At 68.9% G+C, this 1,317-nt stretch carries 1 protein-coding gene; it reads left to right on the forward strand.

Annotation, left to right across the window (positions count from 1 at the left end; all coding sequences use genetic code 11):
• Positions 1–138: 138 nt before the first annotated feature.
• Positions 139–1,278: an IS30 family transposase gene (locus tag FNH04_RS46055; protein WP_194237065.1), complete on the forward strand. Its 1,140-nt coding sequence runs from the start codon at positions 139–141 to the stop codon at positions 1,276–1,278.
• The last annotated feature ends 39 nt before the right edge of the window (positions 1,279–1,317 follow it).

A 1,317-nucleotide genomic window follows, 5' to 3' on the forward strand; every position in this document is an offset into this window, starting at 1 on the left:
CTTAGGTTCTAGTGGTCGTTGCAACACCCCAGTTCAGGGGTGGCAATGGACTTCAAGATCCGGGAGGACCGGAGGCCGCAGGGACCCAGGAAGCTGGTCCAGGAGCGGGAGGCATACTTCCGGCTTGTGGATCAAGGAATGGGCTACTCCGAGGCTGCCGCGGTCATCGGCATCAACGTCCGGACGGGCAAGCGATGGCGGAACGGACGCGGCGCCTCGGGCAGGAACAAGGCGGCACCACCGATCAACGCGGTGGTGCCGCCGCCCGTTGGAACGGGCCCGCCCGCGCCCTCGCGCTACCTGAGCGAGGCGGACCGCATTCACATCGCCGACCGGCTGCGCGAGAAGGCCACCGTCCGGGCCATCGCGGCCGAGCTGGGCCGCAGCCCCTCAACGATCAGCCGGGAGATACGCCGCAACCGGCATCCCACCAATGGCCAGTACCGGCCGCACGCCGCCCAGGCCCGTGCCATGGCCCGCCGGCCCCGCCCCAAGCCCGGCAAGATCGGCCAGAACCCTGAGCTGCGGGACTTCATCCAGGACCACCTGACCCTGCGCTGGAGCCCGGAGCAGATCTGCCACGCTCTACGCAGACGCTTTGCCGACCGGCCGGAGATGCACGTGACCCACGAGACCGTCTACCAGGCTCTCTACGTCCAAGGCCGCGGTGAACTCCGCCGTGAACTGACGCGCGCCCTGCGCACCGGACGGGCCATGCGCCGCCCGCACCGCCACGCCGCCAAGCGTCAGCCGCGCTTCTCGCACTCCATGGTGATGATCAGCGAACGGCCCGCCGAAGCGGCCGACCGTGCTGTCCCCGGCCACTGGGAAGGCGACCTCATCGTCGGCCGCAACTCCCGCTCCGCCATCGCCACCCTGGTCGAACGCAGCACCCGCTACCTGCTGCTCGTCCACCTGCCCACCGACCACAGCGCCGCCGCCGTCCGCACAGCACTGACAGACGCGGTCCAGACCCTCCCACCGCACCTCAAACGGTCCCTGACCTGGGACCAAGGTTGCGAGATGGCCGCTCACCACGCCTTCAGCATCGCCACCGACGTCCCGGTCTACTTCTGCGACCCCGGCAGCCCCTGGCAGCGCGGTTCGAACGAAAACACCAACGGCCTGCTGCGGCAGTACTTCCCCAAGGGCACCGACCTGTCCGTCCACACCCGCGAGGACCTCGACGCCGTCGCCGCCGAACTCAACAGCCGCCCACGCAAAACGCTCGGCTGGGAGACCCCAGCCGAGCGTCTGTCTAAACTGCTCGCGGCTTGATCAACTCACCGCGTGTTGCGACGACCCCTTGAATCCGCC

Origin of the sequence: Streptomyces phyllanthi (assembly GCF_009377205.1) — a bacterium.
Taxonomy (GTDB): Bacteria; Actinomycetota; Actinomycetes; order Streptomycetales; family Streptomycetaceae; genus Streptomyces; species Streptomyces phyllanthi.

Excerpts from the sequence above, each read along its gene's own strand:
- FNH04_RS46055 (WP_194237065.1), top strand. The coding sequence starts at position 139 with ATGGGCTACTCCGAGGCTGCCGCGGTCATCGGCATCAACGTCCGGACG.